The sequence below is a fragment of the Kitasatospora sp. NPDC015121 genome (assembly GCF_055562955.1).
The window spans coordinates 121,787-138,097 of sequence record NZ_JBVHEH010000001.1 but is presented as its reverse complement, the minus strand read 5'-3'; the positions used below and the strand labels follow the sequence as shown (position 1 = coordinate 138,097).

The following is a 16,311-nucleotide window of genomic DNA, read 5'->3' as shown; positions in this document are numbered from 1 at the left end:
CCCCCTTCCGGGGAACCGTCGAACCCCCGTTCGCGTGAAGAGGGTTGGTCACGCGAACGGAGGTCGAATGGGAACGACGGTGCTGGGCTGGAAGGGCTGGCGCGTCCCGGCGAACGGGTGCGCCTGGGTGCCGCTGGCGGTGGGCTTCGGGATCTGGGCGGCGCTGCTCGGCAGCGGCTGGGCCGACGACGCCTGGCACTGGTGCCTCGTCCAGGACCACGAGGCGCTGCCGGGCCGCTTCGTGCCGCTGCTGGTGACGGCGGGCATCTGCGTCGCCGTCATGCTGCTGCTCGCCGCCCCGCTGTCCCGCAGGCCCGGCAGCGCCTGGTGGCTGTGGCCGGTGCTGCTGCTGGCCGGGTACGCGCTGGCCGCGCTGTACGCGTACGGCATGGGCTCGCTCGCCGAGGCCCCGCCCGGGGTGGAACCGGACTGCGAGCCGATGCCGCGCTGGCCGTTCGGCCCGCCCTACCTGGAGTGGCTCAGGAGCCGCTGACCGGCCGCCGCTCCGCCGCCGGCGCCCCGGCCTGGGCCGGGACCGCCGGGTCCGCCACCGGCGCGCCCTCGTCGTACGGCAGCGCGCCGGACAGGACGGACGCCAGCCGCGCCCGGTCGAGCTCGCCCGTCCAGTGCCCGATCAGGACGGTGGCGACCGCGTTCCCGGCGAAGTTGGTGAGCGCCCGGGCCTCCGACATGAAGCGGTCGATGCCGACGATCAGCCCGACGCCGTCGACCAGTTCGGGCCGGTGCGACTGCAGGCCGCCGGCCAGCGTGGCCAGGCCCGCGCCGGTGACGCCCGCCGCGCCCTTGGAGGCGAGCACCATGAACAGCAGCAGCGAGAGCTGCTCGCCCAGCGACATCGGCCTGTCCATCGCCTCGGAGACGAAGATCGACGCCATGGTGAGGTAGATCGCGGTGCCGTCCAGGTTGAAGCTGTAGCCGGTCGGCACCGTGATGCCGACCACCGGGCGGCTCACCCCGAGGTGCTCCATCTTGGCGATCAGCCGGGGCAGCGCGCTCTCCGAGGACGAGGTCGACAGGATCAGCAGGAACTCCCGCCCGAGGTAGCGCAGCAGCGCGAACAGGTTCACCCCGGCGGCCAGCCGCAGCAGCAGGCCCAGCACCACGACCACGAACAGCACGCAGGTCACGTAGAAGCCGACCATGATCACGGCGAGGCTCTTCAGCGCCGCCGTGCCGGTCGCCCCGACCACCGCCGCCATCGCGCCGAACGCGCCGACCGGCGCCACCCACATGATCATCGACATCACCTTGAACACCAGCCGCTGCAGGTGCTCCACCCCGCGCAGCACCGGCGCCCCCGCCGCGCCCATCGCCTGCAGCGCGAACCCGACCAGCAGCGCCACCAGCAGGGTCTGCAGCACCTGCCCGGCGGTCAGCGCCGACACCAGGGTGGTCGGGATGATCCCGAGCAGGAACCCGGTGGTCGACTCCGCGCCGGCCGCGGCCTGCGCGTGGCCCGACTTGGCCAGCGCCGAGGTCAGGTGCAGCCCGCTGCCCGGCTCCAGCAGGTTGCCCACCAGCAGGCCGATGCCCAGCGCCACCGTCGAGGTCAGCAGGAAGTAGCCCAGCGCCAGGCCGCCGACCCGGCCGACCTTCGCCGCCTTCGTCACCGAGCCCACGCCCAGCACGATCGTGCAGAAGATCACCGGGGAGATCATCATCTTGATCAGGTTGACGAACCCGGTGCCCACCGGCTTCAGCTCCACCGCGAACCCCGGCGCCGCCAGGCCCACCGCCACGCCCGCGACCACCGCCGCGATCACCGCCAGGTACAGGTAGGGGGTGCGGTCGGCCCGCGCCGCCCGGGGCGGGGTCTCGTGCTGGGTCGGCTCCATGCTCGCGGCTCCTTCGCCGTAGGCTCGGTCAGGCCCCCGGGTGGCGGGCCGGGCCCGACTATCCGGCCGCCCCGCGCCCCGGTCACCCTTGCGGTCATAGCGTTCACACCGCCGCCCGGCCCTTCGGCCCGCCCGCTCCTCCGGGCCGCCCGCTCCTTCAGTCCACCCGGCCCGAGCGTGCACACTGTCGGCATGCACCCGACCAGCAGCCCGCGGCCGCCCCGCCACCGCCGGCGCAGCCTGGCCGGCCGGCTGTTCGCCGTCCAGGTCGTGATCGTCGCGGCCGTGGTCGCCGGCGGCGCCGTCCTCGCCTACCTGTTCACCGCCCGGCGCGCCGAGGACGCGGCCCTCCGGCAGGCCACCGCCGTCGCCCTCGCCGTCGCCGACACCCCCACCGTTCGCGAGGCCGCCGCCCGCCCCGACCCCAGCACCGTCCTGCAGCCGTACGCCGAACGGGTCCGGACCGACACCGGCGTCGACTTCGTCACCGTGATGGCCCCCGACGGCACCCGCTGGACCCACCCCGACCCCGCCCGGATCGGCCGCCCCTTCCTCGGCCACACCGACCGGGCCCGCGCCGGCCGCACCCAGCACGAGACGTACACCGGCACCCTCGGCCCGTCCGTCCGCGTCGTCACCCCCGTCCTGGACGGACAGCGGCACGTCGTCGCCCTGGTCAGCGCCGGCATCACCGTCGACAACATCACCGCCCGGCTGCGCACCCCGCTGCTCGCCCTCACCGGCGTCGCGGCCGGCGCGCTCGCCCTCGGCGCCACCGCCAGCTACCTGCTCGCCGCCCGATTGCGCCGGCACACCCACGGCATGGACGCCGAACAGCTCGCCCACCTGTACGACTACCACCAGGCGACGCTGCACTCCGTCCGCGAGGGGCTGGTGCTGCTCGACCGCGAGCACCGCGTCCTGCTGTGCAACGACGCCGCCCGCGAACTGCTCGGACTGCCGGAGGAGGCAACGGGACTGACGGTACGTCAACTCGACCTGCCGGGCTCGCTCACCCGCGCGCTGGAGGGCGCCGACCCCGTCCGCGACGAGGTGCACCTGACCGCGGAGCGCGTCGTACTGCTCAACACCTCCCCGGTCGGGCCCGGCCTCGGCAGTGTGGTCACCCTTCGCGACCACACCGAACTCCAGGGACTGACCGGAGAGTTGGACAACGTCCGGGGCATCGCCGCGGCCCTCGACGCGCAGGCCCACGAGGCCGCCAACCGGCTGCACGCCGTCGTCTCGCTGATCGAACTCGGCCGCCACCGCGAGGCGGTGGAGTTCGCCACCGCCGAACTCGCCCTCGCCCAGAGGCTCACCGACCAGGTCGTCGGCGCCGTCGCCGAACCCCTGCTCGCCGCGCTGCTGCTGGGCAAGGCCGCGCAGGCCGCCGAACGCGGCGTCGACCTCGCCCTCACCGAGGACAGCCGGATCGACGACGGCCTGCTGCCCGACCGGCTCACCCCGCGCGACCTGGTCACCCTGCTCGGCAACCTGCTCGACAACGCGATGGACGCCGCGATCGAGAACGCCGCCCACGCCGCCCCCGGAGTCCGCGTCACCGCCCGCACCGACGGCGGCCACCTGCTGCTGCGGGTCGCCGACACCGGCCCCGGCGTCGACCCGGCCGCCGCCGAGGACGTCTTCCGGCGCGGCTGGACCACCAAGCAGCACGGCCGGGGCCTCGGCCTCGCCCTGGTCGCCCAGACCGCCCGCCGCAACGGCGGCGAGGTCCGGATCGAGGGCGGGCCCGGACCCGGCGCCGTGCTCGCCGTCCGGCTCCCGCTCCAGCGCACCGGAACGGACCCCGCCCCGTGACCGACCAGCCCATCCGCGTCCTGGTGGTCGAGGACGACCCGGTCGCCGCCGACGCCCACGCCCGCTACGTCGCCCGCACCCCCGGCTTCGCCGTCGCCGCCGTCGCGCACTCCCGCGCCGCCGCGATCCGCGCCCTCGACGCCCACGCCCCGGTCGACCTGATCCTGCTCGACCTCTACCTGCCCGACGGCCACGGCCTGCAACTGTGCGCCGCGCTGCGCGCCGCCGGGCACGGCGCCGACGTCATCGCCGTCACCTCCGCCCGCGACCTGGCCGTGGTCCGGCGGGCGGTCAGCGCGGGCGTCGTCCAGTACCTGCTGAAGCCGTTCGGCGCGGCCGCCCTCGCCGACCGCCTGCGCCAGTACGCCCGCTACCGCGCCAACCTCGACCGCCCCGGCCAGGCCCTCGGCCAGGACGAGGTCGACCGGGCCCTCGCCCTGCTGCGCGGCAGCGACCGCAGCAGCCTCCCCAAGGGCCTGGCCGCCGACACCCTCGACACCCTCGCCGCCGCCCTGCGCGCCGCCCCCGACGGCCTCTCGGCCGCCGCCGCCGCCCGGGCCACCGGCGTCTCCCGGATCACCGCCCGCCGCTACCTGGAGCACCTGGTCACCACTGGCCGCGCCACCCGGGTACCCCGCTACGGCCAGGTCGGCCGCCCCGAACTCGGCTACCGCTGGAGCGACGCCGGCACCGGTGCCGACGCCGGCGCCTAGGCCCGGGCCCGTTCGGCCAGCACCAGGTAGCGGGTCGGCTCGTCGGCGTACGACAGCGGGGTCCAGCCGTTGGCGGCGAGCAGCGGGAAGAGGTGCTCGCGGGCGCGCAGGTCGTCCGGGGTGAGCGGGCGGCCCTTGCGGGCGGCGAGGGCGGCGCGGCCGAGCGGGTGGTAGAGGGCGAGGCGGCCGCCGGGGCGGGTGACCCGGGCGAGTTCGCGCAGGCCCGCGGCCGGGCCGGGGAGGTGGGAGACCAGGCCCGCGCCGAAGACCAGGTCGGCGACCGCGTCGGGCAGCGGCAGCCGGGTGCAGTCGGCCTGGACCAGGGCGGCGTCGGCGCGGTGGGCGGCGGCCCGTTCCAGCATCTCGGGCGTCAGGTCGACGCCGAGCACGGTCCCGTCCGGTCCGACGGCGGCGCGCAGCAGGGGCAGGGCGCGGCCGGTTCCGCAGCCCGCGTCGATCACGAACTGCCCGGCCGCCAGGCCGGTGTCGGCGATCGCGGCGGCGTAACGCGGGCTGTCGTCCGGGTACTTGCTGTCCCAGGTGGCGGCGCGCTCGGCGAAGAAGGCGCGGGTCTCGGCGAGTTCGCGGGCGTGGGCGGGCTGCGGGGTGGTCATGGACGGGAGGCTACCCGGGGGCGGGCCGTGACCCGTCGCGGTGCGGCTCGTTGGACGGGCGGGGGTGTCCGTCGGGGGGTCGCCCGGCTCCGTCCACCGGGGCGTGCGGGGGAGTCGGTGAGTGCGCTCGTCCGGTCGGGTGATCGAAGGGCCCGGTGGCGGCGGATCCCGCACCCCCGTAGATAAAGTTAGGCTTACCTAACTTCGTAAGGGAGCTCCTGCTGTGACCCTCACCGTCGGCACGTACGCCGCACCGGCCGGCGACGCGATCCTGCGCCGCCAGCGCGTCCGCGAATCGGCCGCCCGCACCTACGCCCGGTCCTTCCCGATCGTCCCGGTGCGCGCGAACGGCATGACGGTCGAGGGCGCCGACGGCCGCCGCTACCTCGACTGCCTCTCCGGCGCCGGCACCCTCGCGCTCGGCCACAACCACCCCGTCGTGCTGGAGGCGATCCGCCGCACCCTGGACAGCGGCGCCCCGCTGCACCTGCTCGACCTCGCCACCGCCGAGAAGGACGACTTCACCACCGCCCTGCTGGCCAGCCTCCCGCAGGAGTTCGCCGCCCGGGCCCGGATCCACTTCTGCGGCCCGGCCGGCACCGACGCCGTCGAGGCCGCCCTCAAGCTGATGCAGACCGCCACCGGCCGGCGCGGCGCGCTCGCCTTCACCGGCGCCTACCACGGCATGACCGCCGGCGCCCTCGCCGTCACCGGCAACACCGCCGTCAAGGCCCCGCTGCCCAGCGGCGGCGAGGTCACCCGGCTGCCCTACCCGTACGCCTACCGCTGCCCGTTCGGCGTCGGCGGCGAACGCGGCGCGGAGCTCGCCGTCGCCTACACCGAGCGGCTGCTCGACGACCCGTCCGGCGGGGTGCTGCCGCCCGCCGCGATGATCCTGGAACCCGTGCAGGGCGAGGGCGGCGTCGTCCCCGCCCCCGACGCCTGGCTGCGCGAGATGCGCCGGATCACCGCCGAACGCGGCATCCCGCTGATCCTCGACGAGGTGCAGACCGGCGTCGGCCGCACCGGCCGGATGTGGGCCGTCGAGCACAGCGGCGTCGAACCCGACGCGATGGTGCTCTCCAAGGCCATCGGCGGCAGCCTCCCGCTCGCCGTCGTGGTCTACCGCGAGGAGTACGACGGCTGGCAGCCCGGCGCCCACACCGGCACCTTTCGCGGCAACACCCTCGCCATGGCCGCCGGCGCCGCCACCCTGCGGTACGTCGCCGCCCACGGCCTGGTCGCCCGCGCCGAGACCGTCGGCGCCCGGATCACCGCCCGCCTCGACGGCGCCCGCGACCGCCTCCCGGTGATCGGCGACGTCCGCGGCCGCGGCCTGATGCTCGGCGTCGAACTCGTCGACCCCGAGGGCGAACCCGACAGCTGCGGCGCCCGCCCCGCCGACCCGCGCCTCGCCGTCCGGGTCCGCGAAGCCTGCCTCGCCCGCGGCCTGATCGTCGAGCTCGGCGGCCGCCACGACGCCGTCCTGCGGCTGCTCCCGCCGCTCACCATCACCGACGAGCAGGCCGACGCCGTCCTCGAACGACTCTGCGACGCCATCGAGTTCGCGATGCGCCGACCGGCGGAGGGCAAGTGACCCGCCCCACCGCCAGGCCGGTGGGCCGCCGGTTCCCGCGTGCGGAACGGAAGTCGACGGCCGCCTCATGAACGGAACGAACCACCTCCCCCCTCAGGCGGCCGAACTCCCCGCCGGGGCGGCCGAACTCCCCGCCGGGGCGGCCGAACTCTCCGGTGGGACGGCCGGCCCGCAGGCCCTGCGGCCGCTGATCGCCGAGGTGCTGGCCGGGCTCGCCGCCGGCGCGGTCCGGCGCGACGGGCCGATCGTCCCCGGCGAGCCCGCCGAGGTCGCGGCGGCCGTCCGGGCGGCGCTGGCCGAAGCCCAAGGCCCTTCCGCGCTCGGCCAGTTGGCGGAACTGCTGGCGTACGGCGCGGCCGACCCGGCCGACCCCCGCTGCGCCGCGCACCTGCACTGCCCGCCGCTGGCCGTCGCGGTCGCCGCCGACCTCGCGGTCAGCGCGCTCAACCCCTCCCAGGACTCCTGGGACCAGGCCCCCGCCGCGACCGCCCTGGAGAGCGAACTGCTCGCCGAACTCGCCGTGTCGGTCGGCTTCCGCGCCGACCGGGCGGCCGGCGTGCTGACCACCGGCGGCACCGAGTCCAACCTGATGGGCCTGATGCTCGCCCGGGACCAACGCCTCGGCCCCGACGTCGAGTTGAACGGCCTGCCGGTCGGCGTCCGGCCGTGGATCCTGGCCTCCGAAGCCGCGCACTTCTCCGTCCAGCGCGCCGCCGCGCTGCTCGGCCTCGGCGAACGCGCCGTCCGCACCGTCCCCGTCGACCGCCAACTGCGGATGGAACCGGCCGGATTGGCCCGCGCCTTCGCCGAGGCCGACCGGGAGGGCGCCACCCCCATCGCCGTGGTCGCCACCGCCGGCACCACCGACACCGGCGCGATCGACCCGCTGCCCGCCGTCGCCGACCTGGCCGCCCGCCACGGCACCTGGCTGCACGTCGACGCGGCCTACGGCGGCGGCGCGCTCTTCTCGAAACGGCTCGCCCCGCTGCTCGACGGCATCGAACGCGCCGACTCCGTCTCCCTCGACTGGCACAAACTCGGCTGGCAACCCGCCGCCGTCGGCGTCTTCCTGGCCCGCGAGGCCGGCACCTACGCCTCGCTCGCCCGCCGCGCCGTCTACCTCAACCCGGCCGACGACGAGCAGGCCGGCTACCCCAGCCTGCTCGGCCAGTCGCTGCGCACCACCCGCAGGCCCGACGCGTTCAAACTCGCCGCGACCCTGCGGGTGCTGGGCCGGGACGGCCTCGGCGAACTGGTCGACCGCTGCCACCACACGGCCCGGCGGGCCGCCGAAGTCGTCAGCGAAGCAGATGAGTTGGAGCTGCACTGCGACCCGGTGCTGACCACCGTGGTGTTCCGCTACCGCACCGCCGATCCGGCCCGCGCCGACCACGTCAACGCCGAACTCCGCCGCCGGCTGCTGCGCGAGGGCCGGGCAGTGGTCGGCCGCACCGAACTCCCCGGCCACGGTCCGGGCCGCGTCCGGCTCAAACTCACCCTGCTCAACCCGCACACCACGGAAGAGCAGGTGGCCGCCCTGCTGCGCGCCGTCGTCGAGGCCGGGGCGCACGTCGAGGGCCGCCGGTAGGCAAGGAGGTGGCGGGTGCGCCTCAGACCCCCTCCAGCAGGATCCCCCGGAGGGTCTCCCACTGGTCGGGGTCGGCGGCGACCAGCAGGCCGTTGACGCCGCCAGGGGCCTCGGGGCGGTAGGGGCTGCCGTCGAAGCGGGCGCTGCGGCCGCCGGCCTCGGCGACCAGGAGGGAGCCGGGGGCGTGGTCCCAGGGGAGGGTGCGCCAGTAGAGGAGGAAGTCGAGGGTGCCGTCGACGACCAGCGGGTACTCGATCCCGGCAGCGCCGCGTCCGGGGTCGAGCGGGCCGAGGGCGAGGGCGTTGGCGAGCAGCCGGTGCCCGCCGGGGTGGGCGACGTAGCGGGTCTTCAGGGCGCCGGTCCACCGCTCGGGCGGGGTGGCGACCTTGTCCAGGGTGAGGCGTTCGCCGTCGCGCCAGGCGCCGGCGCCGAGTTCGGCGGTGTACGCGGTGCGGGAGCACGGCTGCCAGATCCAGGACGCCACCGTCTCGCCGCCGCGGACCAGCGAGGCCATCACCGCGTACGAGGAGCGGCCGGCCACGAAGTTGCGGGTGCCGTCGACCGGGTCGACCAGCCAGGCGGCGGGCTCGGCGTGCAGGGCGCGGGCGAGTTCGGGGTCCGCGGCGACCGCCTCCTCGCCGACCACCGGGACGGGGAGCAGCTCGCGCAGGCGCCGGGCGATGATCCGCTCGGCTTCCCGGTCGGCGACGGTGACGATCTCGCCGGGCGCCTTCTCCATCACCTCGCCCTCGGCCAGCGCCCGGAACCGCGGCTCGACCGCCTCCGCCGACGCCTCGACCAGGATCTCGGTGACCTTCTCCATCAGCACGCCCGTGCTCCCTTCCACCACCCCCACTCTCCCATGCCGGGACGTGACGGACGTTGCTCAGGTTGCTGGTGGGGCGGAAGGGGCGCGGCGCGGGCCGGTCAGCGTCCGGTCGGCCGGTCGTACTCGGCGGGGCCCGGCGGTCCATCGCGAGCGCGGACTGGGTCTTGTCGAGGGGTGTGGCGGATATTGCTCAGGTGGCGGGAGGAGCGCGGCGCGGGCGGGTCAGCGTCCGGTCAGCCGGTCGTACTCGGCGGGGACCCGGCGGTCCATCGCGAGCGCGGACCGGGCCTTGTCGAAGGGTGGGGCGGACGTTGCTCAGGCGGCGGGGGGCGCGGCGCGGGCCGGTCAGTGTCCGGTCGGCCGGTCGTACTCGGCGCGGACCCGGCGGTCCATCGCGAGCGCGAACTGGGCCTCGTTGACCGCCCGGGCGAGCGGGCGGACGCGTTCGACCTGCTCGGTCAGCCGGGCCGCCTCGGCGGGCGCGAGGTCGCGGACTCGGGCGAGCGAGCCGAACAGGTGGTCGCGGACCAGGGCGACGAACGCGTCGGCCATCGCGTCGGCGTACTCGCTGGCCCGTCGGCTGACGTCCAGGACGGCGGCCAGCGGCACGCCCTCGTCGACCAGGGCGACGGTGGCATCCATCAGGCGGCGGCTGACGTGGGTGATGCCGTCGGGGTCGACGGTGATGTAGCCCTGGGCGATCGACTCGGCGGTGTTGGCCTCGGTCAGCTGGTCGCCGAACGCGGCGCGCAGCTCGTCCCAGTCGAGGTGCACCGGCGTCTCGTCGGACCAGGGGGCGACCAGCGCGGCCCGCAGGCCGATCAGTTCGGCGACGTCCCGGCCGTCCTCGCCGGCGCCGATCAGTTCGGCGATGCCGCCCAGGGCGTGCCCGCGGTCGAGGAGCTCGGCGATCAGCCGGAGCCGGGCCAGGTGCTCGTCCCCGTACCAGGCGATCCGGCCCTCCTTGCGGGGCGGCTGGAGCAGGCGGCGCTCGCGGTAGAAGCGGACGGTGCGCACGCTGACGCCGGCCGCCTCGGCCAGCTCGGCGACGCGGTAGGCGCGGGGCCCTCCGCCCGGTTCACGGTCCTGCTCGGTCTCCGCCACGCCGGTCAGCATAGGGCCGCCCGGCGGCGCGGAAACAGCGACGCCCCGCGCTATTCCACTCGGTGTCAACAAGGGCTACTCTGCCAAACGCGCCAGTGATTACTGGCAGCATCCAGCGGGACCCCGGACCGCACCGGCACCACCCGGTCCCGCACCGGCACCCCCCACCCTCGCCACCCTCGCCACCCGCCAGGAGGCCCGCCCATGGCACCCCGCACCAAGCAGCCCCCCGCGCCCGCCGGCGACACCCCCCAGCAGCCCGTCCCGCACGTCCGGGTCGCCGTCATCGGCTCCGGATTCGGCGGCCTCGGCGCCGGCGTCCGCCTGCGCCGGGCCGGCTTCACCGACTTCGTCATCCTGGAGCGCGCGGACTCGGTCGGCGGCACCTGGCGCGACAACTCCTACCCGGGCTGCGCCTGCGACGTCCCCTCGCACCTGTACTCGTTCTCGTTCGCGCCCAACCCCGAGTGGCCCCGGGTGTTCTCCGGCCAGCCCGACATCCGCGCCTACCTGGAGCGCGTCGCCGACACCTTCGGCCTCCGCCCCCACCTGCGCTTCGGCGCCGAGGTCACCGAACTGCGCTGGGACGAGGAGCGCGCCCACTGGCGGGTCGCCACCACCGCCGGGAACTGGACCGCCGACGCCGTGGTCTCGGCCGCCGGACCGCTCGCCGACCCGCAGATCCCCGACCTGCCCGGCCTGGACGCCTTCCCCGGCAAGGTCTTCCACTCCTCCCGCTGGGACCACGACTACGACCTGACCGGCAAGCGCGTCGCCGTGGTCGGCACCGGCGCGTCCGCCGCCCAGATCGTCCCCGCCATCCAGCCGACCGTCGGCACGCTCACCGTCTTCCAGCGCACCCCCGCCTGGGTCCTGCCGCGCGCCGACCGCGAGGTCACCGGCGTCGAGCGCTGGCTGCACGCCAAGCTCCCGCCCACCGGACTGCTGCGCCGCGCCGGGCTCTTCGCGATGCGCGAACTCCAGGTCGACGCGTTCGTCCGCCGCCCGCAGCTGCTGAAGCTCGTCCAGCAGGTCGCGCTGCGGCACCTGCACCGGGCCGTCGCCGACCCGGCCCTGCGGGCCAAGCTCACCCCCGACTACCGGATCGGCTGCAAGCGCATCCTGCTCAGCAACACCTACTACCCGGCGCTGGCCGCCGCCAACACCGAGGTGGTCGCCGGGGGCCTGCGCGAACTGCGCGGCTCCACCCTGATCGGCGCGGACGGCAGCGAGCACGAGGTCGACGCCATCGTGTTCGGCACCGGCTTCCACGTCACCGACCTGCCGATCGCCGAACGGGTCTTCGGCATCGGCGGCACCGCGCTCGCCGAGAGCTGGAAGGACGGCATGGAGGCGCTGCGCGGCTCCACCGTGCACGGCTTCCCCAACCTGTTCTTCCTGATCGGCCCGAACACCGGACTCGGCAACAACTCGATGATCCTGATGATCGAGTCCCAGCTGAACTACCTGGTCGACGCGCTCACCACCCTCGACTCGGTCGGCGCCACCGCCATGCAGCCCACCGTGCGGGCCCAGCGCCGGTGGAACCTGGAACTCCAGCACCGGATGGGCCGCACCGTCTGGACCACCGGCGGCTGCCGCAGCTGGTACCTCGACCAGGACGGCAAGAACACCGTCCTGTGGCCCGCCTCCACCAGCGCCTTCCGCCGCGCCACCCGGCACGTCGACCTCACCGAGTACGAGCTGATCAAGCGCCCCGCCGCCGCGCGGGCCACCGCCGCGACCGCGGCCGACACCGCCGGGAAGGTGACCGCGTGAGCCCCGCCCGCCCGGTCCCCGCCGACTGCGTCCTGCCCGACCCCGCCGCCGTGCGCACCGTCCGCTCCGCCGACGGCGCGGTGCTCAACGTCGAGGAGTACGGGCCCGACGGCGCGCCGCTGATCGTCCTCGCCCACGGCTGGACCTGCTCCACCGCCTTCTGGGCGCCGGTCGTCAACCGGCTCGCCGCCGACTTCCGGATCGTCGCCTACGACCAGCGCGGCCACGGCCGCAGCCCCGCCCCCGCCGGCGCGGCCGGCTACTCCACCGCCAAGCTCGCCGACGACCTCGAAGCGGTGCTCGACGCCACCGTCCCCGCCGGGCGGCGCGCCGTCGTCGTCGGGCACAGCATGGGAGGCATGACCGTCATGGCGGCCGGCGACCGGCCCGGCGTCGCCCGGCGCACCGCCGCCAACGTGCTGCTCAACACCGGCCCCGGCGCGCTCGTCGCCGAACTCGCCGTGCTGCCGCCCGCCGTCCGCGCCAAGGCCGTCCGGCGCTTCCTGCACCGGCGGATCCTGCGCTCCCGGCTCCCGCTCGGCCCCGTCACCGGCTTCAGCCGGGCCGCCCTCAAGTACGCCACCATGGGCCCCGCCACGCCCGCCGACCGGGTCGAGGCCTGCGCGCAGGTGGTGCACGCCTGCCCGACCGGGGTCCGCTACCACTGGGCGACCGTGCTCGACACCCTCGACGTCCACGACGCACTGGCCCGGATCACCGCCCCCACCGCCGTCATCGCCGGCAGCCACGACCGGCTCACCCCGCCCGTCCACGCCCGCCGGATCGCCGCCGCCCTCGCCGACCCGCGCGGCCTGCTCGAACTCCCCGGCACCGGCCACATGAGCCCGGTCGAACGCCCCGCCGAGGTCGCCGCCGAGATCCGCCGGGTCGCCGCCCTGGTCCAGGACCCGCCCGCCGCGGAGCCCGCCGCCGGCCCGTACGCCGCCGAACCCACCGCCGACCCGTCCACCGCGCAGCCCCTTGAGGAGACCGCATGACACCGCCGCTGTCCTCGCAGGTCGTCGTCATCACCGGAGCCGCCCGCGGCCTCGGCGCGCTGATGGCCCGCAAGCTCGCCGAACGCGGCGCCAAGGTCGCCCTGGTCGGCCTGGAGCCCGCCGAACTCAAGGCGGTGGCCGCCCAGTGCGGCGACCACGCCTCCGCCTGGGAGGCCGACGTCACCGACCTGGACGCGCTCACCGAGGTCGCGAACCGGATCAAGGACCGCTACGGGCGGATCGACGCCGTGGTCGCCAACGCCGGCATCGCGCTCGGCGGCCCGATGCAGGACAGCGACCACCGCACCTGGACCCGGGTCGTCGAGGTCAACCTGCTCGGCTCCGTCGCCACCGCCCGGGCCTTCCTGCCCGCGCTCGCCGAGAGCCGCGGCTACCTGCTGCAGATCGCCTCGCTCGCCGCGCTCACCCCCGCCCCGCTGATGTCCGCGTACTGCGCCTCCAAGGCCGGGGTCGAGTCCTTCGCCCACGCGCTCCGCGCCGAGGTCGCCCACCAGGGCGTCAAGGTCGGCGTCGGCTACCTGAGCTGGACCGACACCGACATGGTGCGCGGCGCCGACCAGGACGCCGTGCTGCGGCAGATGCGGGCCAAACTGCCCTGGCCCGCCAACAAGACCTACCCGATCGGCCCCGCCGTCGACCGCCTGGTGGCCGGCCTCGCCCGCCGCTCCGCCCACGTCTACGCCCAGGCCTGGCTGCGCGGCATGCAGCCGGTCCGCGGCTTCCTCCCCGGCCTGATCGCCCTCGTCGGCTCCCGCGACGTCGCCCGCCTCGCCCCCGAACTCAAGGCCACCGCCGCCACCCGCCTGCGCCCCGTCGGCGCGGGCGGCCGGGCCGACCAGGCCGCCCGGACCGGTCAGGGGGAGTGACCGGTCAGGGGGAGTGACCGGCCCACCGGAGCGGACCGGCGGAGGGGGACGGGCGGGTGGCCGGCTCGGGGGAGAGCCGGTCACCCGCCCGTCGTCCGGTGACGACCGGACCGGCGCTCGTCCGATCATCGGTGGTGGGAGGTCCGATCATCGTCCTGGCGTCGGTCCGATCATCGGTGGTGGGAGGTCCGATCATCGCCCGCCGGGCCGCCGTCAGGTCCCGTGCACCGACACCTCGCGCAGCGAGTAGCCCCACTGGGTCGCCCGCGCCGTCCCGTGGAAGCGGACGTACCGGGCGGCGGTCGGCGGGAAGGCGGCGGTGTCCAGGCCGCCGTCGCCCGCCGTGGTGGACCAGACGGTGCGCCAGGCGGTGCCGTCGGTGGAGACCTCGATCCGGTAGGACCTGGCGTAGGCCCGCTCTCAGTCCAGGGTCACCCGGTCGACCGGGTGGACGGCGCCGAGGTCGAGGCGCAGCCACTGGTCGTCGCTCCAGTCGCTGGCCCAGCGGGTGGCGCGGTCGCCGTCCACGGCGCGGCCGGGCTGGTAGGAGGTGAACGGGTTCCACTCGGCGGAACTGGCGGAGGCGGCCGCGCCGGTGGCCAACTCCCGTCCCGGGCCGTGCTGTTCGGTGGCCCGCCAGGTGGTCAGGTAGGACTGCGCGCCGCGCAGCAGGTCGTCCACCACCCGCTGCCCGCCGGGGGCGAGGCGGATCTGCTCGATCCAGTCCGGCAGCAGTCCGGCGTGCGCCAGGCCGTCCGTGTTGACGTCCCACGTCCGGTCGCCGGTGACCTGCCGGTCCAGCAGCGAGCCGCCGTCCGCCGAGCGGAACGGGTACGTCACGCTGGTCGGCGCGTTCGGGCCGACCGGGCCCGGCCAGCCGCCGACGCCGTTCAGGTCGCTGCCGTAGCCGTAGCCGACCCCGTACGCCGCGCGCAGCGCCGAGGTGCGGTCCGCCTCGGCGACGAAGCCGGCCGCGTCGTGCGGGTACTGGGCGGCGAACCCGCCCAGCCGGTAGAGGCGTTCGGTCCAGTCGAGGTCCATCCAGCTGTGGCTGGAGAGCACGCCCGGGTAGCCCTTCGCCTCCAGCAGCTCGAAGGCGCCGCGGGCCGCCTTGGCGCTCATGTGGTCGACCTCCAGCATCATGTGGCGCTTGACCAGGCCGTCGATCGCGTACGCGCCGAGTTCGGTCAGGCCGCGGGTGTTGCACTGCGCGGCGGCCGCGTACGTCGGCAGGCTCACGCCGGCGGGCAGCAGCGCGTTCGCCTGCGCGGTGGGCAGGCCGATCGGGTTGTCGTGCTGCGGGCCGGTGCACTGCTCGGTGGTCCAGAAGGTGCCGGTGGAGAGGAACTGCCCGGCGTTGACGGCCACCCCGGTGGTGCCCTCGTCGAAGCGCACCCCGCACAGCGCGTTGTCGAACTTGTGGCACAGGAACATGCTGCGCACGCCCAGCGCGTACAGCTCGTCCAGCCCGCGGTCGATCGCCGCCCGGTCGCACTGCGGCACGTCCAGCACCTGCTTGCAGCCGAAGGGTTCCGAGGTCTCCACGCCGAGCACCACGGCCAGTTTGCCCTGCGCGACGACCGCCCGGGCCTGCTCGGAGTCGGTCACGATGCGGAACCAGCCCCTGCCGGGGCCGCCGTACATCCGGTCCACGTAGTCCTGGAGTTCGTACGACTTCTTCGCCTCGGTGCGGATCGCCGTCATCTCGTCGCAGGGGCGGTCCTTGTACGGGTAGATCGAGCAGAGCAGCCCGTTGGTCACCAGGTCGTTCACCAGGACGCGCTCGCCGCCGCGCCAGGCCCGCTCGACCCAGGCGTAGTAGTCCTGCTGGTGGCTGAGCGAGTCGTGGGCGGGCCAGTCGGTGAAGGTCGGCCAGCCGACCGGGTCGTGGTGGCCGTCCGCGCCGCCGGTGACGTTCTCGAAGAGGGCGAGCGCGCCGTCCGGGTAGTGCTCGGGGCAGTCCTTCAGCGCGTCCGCGACGCCCTGCGCGGAGAACGCGGAGCCGCAGATCACCCGGCCGCCGAAACCCTCGGCCGACATCAGGTGGTTGTGGGCGTCGACGAAGCCGCGGACGGCGCCGTCCGGGCCGGTGCCGCGGAACGGTTCGCCGGTCACGTCGATCCGCGAGTCCGGCACCGGCCGGGCGACCGGGTCCCACCACCCGTCGGCGGCCCGGGCGGTGGGCGTCGGCCCGGCGCCGGTGGCGAGGACGGCCGCGAACAGGAGCAGCGGCAGCAGGCGGGCGAGGGCGTTCCTGGCGCGGTGGTTCCTGGCTCGGTGGTTCCCGGTCATGGTCACCTCTCGGCTCGGGGGAGGCGGCGCTGGTGGGGCGTCCGGTGTGCGGTCTCCCGAGAATCCCGAGGGTCTGACGTGCCGTCAAGGCGTCCGACCGGATTTACTGACCGGTCAGTAGGGGGCGGCGGCCGGTGCGCCGCCGGTCCCCGGACGCGCGTCGGGCCCGGCCCCGTGGGGAGGGGCGGGCCCGGGCGTGCGAAGGCGGTGCCGGGCCGTCAGTGCCGCGGGGG

At 75.6% G+C, this 16,311-nt stretch carries 12 protein-coding genes and 1 pseudogene; 8 read left to right on the top strand and 5 right to left on the bottom strand.

Features of this window, described 5'->3' with window-relative positions; all coding sequences use genetic code 11:
* Positions 1 to 67: 67 nt before the first annotated feature.
* Positions 68 to 493 (top strand): hypothetical protein, encoded by a 426-nt coding sequence (locus tag ACZ3J7_RS00555; protein ID WP_465615316.1) that lies wholly within the window; start codon positions 68 to 70, stop codon positions 491 to 493.
* On the opposite strand, the gene ACZ3J7_RS00550 is transcribed toward ACZ3J7_RS00555, so the two are convergent.
* Positions 480 to 1,856, bottom strand: a complete 1,377-nt coding sequence (locus tag ACZ3J7_RS00550) for a cation:dicarboxylate symporter family transporter (RefSeq protein WP_465615314.1) — start codon at positions 1,854 to 1,856, stop codon at positions 480 to 482. The genes ACZ3J7_RS00555 and ACZ3J7_RS00550 overlap by 14 nt on opposite strands.
* A gap of 192 nt (positions 1,857 to 2,048) precedes the next feature.
* Between ACZ3J7_RS00550 and ACZ3J7_RS00545 the strand changes: the two genes are divergently transcribed.
* Positions 2,049 to 3,677 carry a sensor histidine kinase gene (locus tag ACZ3J7_RS00545; protein ID WP_465615313.1) on the top strand — a complete coding sequence of 543 codons (1,629 nt, stop codon included), beginning with the start codon at positions 2,049 to 2,051 and terminating at the stop codon, positions 3,675 to 3,677.
* A complete protein-coding gene (locus ACZ3J7_RS00540; RefSeq protein ID WP_465615311.1) occupies positions 3,674 to 4,390 on the top strand; it encodes a response regulator in 717 nt (238 codons plus the stop codon). Before ACZ3J7_RS00545 ends, ACZ3J7_RS00540 begins: the two co-directional genes overlap by 4 nt.
* Here ACZ3J7_RS00540 and ACZ3J7_RS00535 read toward each other — a convergent pair.
* Positions 4,387 to 5,004 (bottom strand): class I SAM-dependent methyltransferase, encoded by a 618-nt coding sequence (locus ACZ3J7_RS00535; RefSeq protein WP_465615309.1) that lies wholly within the window; start codon positions 5,002 to 5,004, stop codon positions 4,387 to 4,389. The genes ACZ3J7_RS00540 and ACZ3J7_RS00535 overlap by 4 nt on opposite strands.
* 223 nt (positions 5,005 to 5,227) lie before the next feature.
* On the opposite strand from ACZ3J7_RS00535, the gene ACZ3J7_RS00530 reads away from it, so the two are divergent.
* Positions 5,228 to 6,601 (top strand): diaminobutyrate--2-oxoglutarate transaminase family protein, encoded by a 1,374-nt coding sequence (locus tag ACZ3J7_RS00530; RefSeq protein ID WP_465615307.1) that lies wholly within the window; start codon positions 5,228 to 5,230, stop codon positions 6,599 to 6,601.
* A gap of 67 nt (positions 6,602 to 6,668) precedes the next feature.
* The gene (locus tag ACZ3J7_RS00525) at positions 6,669 to 8,189 is read left to right on the top strand and encodes a pyridoxal phosphate-dependent decarboxylase family protein (RefSeq protein WP_465615305.1); all 1,521 of its coding nucleotides are present in this window, start codon (positions 6,669 to 6,671) and stop codon (positions 8,187 to 8,189) included.
* A gap of 22 nt (positions 8,190 to 8,211) precedes the next feature.
* Here ACZ3J7_RS00525 and ACZ3J7_RS00520 read toward each other — a convergent pair whose 3' ends face one another.
* Together ACZ3J7_RS00520 and ACZ3J7_RS00515 are read right to left on the bottom strand one after the other, a co-directional pair.
* On the bottom strand, positions 8,212 to 9,036 hold the full coding sequence (locus ACZ3J7_RS00520) for an inositol monophosphatase family protein (RefSeq protein ID WP_465615303.1): 825 nt from the start codon (positions 9,034 to 9,036) through the stop codon (positions 8,212 to 8,214).
* Between the two features lie 327 nt (positions 9,037 to 9,363).
* A complete protein-coding gene (locus tag ACZ3J7_RS00515; protein ID WP_465615301.1) occupies positions 9,364 to 10,134 on the bottom strand; it encodes a MerR family transcriptional regulator in 771 nt (256 codons plus the stop codon).
* Positions 10,135 to 10,326: 192 nt separating this feature from the next.
* Here ACZ3J7_RS00515 and ACZ3J7_RS00510 point away from each other — a divergent pair, with 192 nt between their 5' ends.
* From ACZ3J7_RS00510 to ACZ3J7_RS00500, 3 genes are read left to right on the top strand one after another with little or no spacing between them, the layout of a single operon-like run.
* On the top strand, positions 10,327 to 11,901 hold the full coding sequence (locus tag ACZ3J7_RS00510; protein ID WP_465615300.1) for a flavin-containing monooxygenase: 1,575 nt from the start codon (positions 10,327 to 10,329) through the stop codon (positions 11,899 to 11,901).
* A complete protein-coding gene (locus tag ACZ3J7_RS00505; protein WP_465615299.1) occupies positions 11,898 to 12,899 on the top strand; it encodes an alpha/beta fold hydrolase in 1,002 nt (333 codons plus the stop codon). The genes ACZ3J7_RS00510 and ACZ3J7_RS00505 overlap by 4 nt, the downstream gene beginning before the upstream one ends.
* A complete protein-coding gene (locus ACZ3J7_RS00500; protein ID WP_465615298.1) occupies positions 12,896 to 13,786 on the top strand; it encodes an SDR family oxidoreductase in 891 nt (296 codons plus the stop codon). The genes ACZ3J7_RS00505 and ACZ3J7_RS00500 overlap by 4 nt, the downstream gene beginning before the upstream one ends.
* Before the next feature lie 213 nt (positions 13,787 to 13,999).
* Here the strand turns inward: ACZ3J7_RS00500 and ACZ3J7_RS00495 are convergent.
* Positions 14,000 to 16,078: pseudogene (locus ACZ3J7_RS00495) on the bottom strand (discoidin domain-containing protein).
* Between the last annotated feature and the right edge of the window lie 233 nt (positions 16,079 to 16,311).

Coding starts and splice junctions, on each gene's coding strand:
- ACZ3J7_RS00555 (WP_465615316.1), top strand. CDS start 68: ATGGGAACGACGGTGCTGGGCTGGAAGGGCTGGCGCGTCCCGGCGAAC.
- ACZ3J7_RS00550 (WP_465615314.1), bottom strand. CDS start 1,856: ATGGAGCCGACCCAGCACGAGACCCCGCCCCGGGCGGCGCGGGCCGAC.
- ACZ3J7_RS00545 (WP_465615313.1), top strand. CDS start 2,049: ATGCACCCGACCAGCAGCCCGCGGCCGCCCCGCCACCGCCGGCGCAGC.
- ACZ3J7_RS00535 (WP_465615309.1), bottom strand. CDS start 5,004: ATGACCACCCCGCAGCCCGCCCACGCCCGCGAACTCGCCGAGACCCGC.
- ACZ3J7_RS00525 (WP_465615305.1), top strand. CDS start 6,669: ATGAACGGAACGAACCACCTCCCCCCTCAGGCGGCCGAACTCCCCGCC.
- ACZ3J7_RS00515 (WP_465615301.1), bottom strand. CDS start 10,134: ATGCTGACCGGCGTGGCGGAGACCGAGCAGGACCGTGAACCGGGCGGA.
- ACZ3J7_RS00510 (WP_465615300.1), top strand. CDS start 10,327: ATGGCACCCCGCACCAAGCAGCCCCCCGCGCCCGCCGGCGACACCCCC.
- ACZ3J7_RS00500 (WP_465615298.1), top strand. CDS start 12,896: ATGACACCGCCGCTGTCCTCGCAGGTCGTCGTCATCACCGGAGCCGCC.